Origin of the sequence: Klebsiella sp. K47, assembly GCF_051858335.1 — a bacterium.
Classification (GTDB): Bacteria; Pseudomonadota; Gammaproteobacteria; order Enterobacterales; family Enterobacteriaceae; genus Klebsiella; species Klebsiella pneumoniae.
In genome coordinates this window covers 1-231 of sequence record NZ_JBPYUI010000307.1, presented here as the reverse complement: position 1 = coordinate 231, position 231 = coordinate 1, and the positions used below count along the sequence as shown (strand labels likewise).

Here is a 231-nt window from a genome sequence, read left to right as displayed (position 1 = left end):
GAGTGCTTACGCACGGTGAGTAGCTCACTGGTCAACTCAGCATCCCCAACGGCAAACCCCGCGCGGTAGCCGGCCATATTCGATCGCTTGGACATCGACAGGCAGGCCAGTAAGCCGGTGACGTCACCGCTGTTGACTCTCTCGTCTAGGACCGAAACCGACTCCCCTTCCCAGACAAACTCGCCATAGCACTCGTCGGAGGCCAGCACAGCCCCCGTGCTGCGCGCCAGA

Annotated in this window: 1 protein-coding gene; it reads right to left on the bottom strand. The window is 61.9% G+C overall.

The features are described from left to right. Positions 1-231: aminotransferase class I/II-fold pyridoxal phosphate-dependent enzyme (locus RRF55_RS28150; RefSeq protein WP_439419321.1), on the bottom strand; the 231-nt coding region annotated here is incomplete at both ends.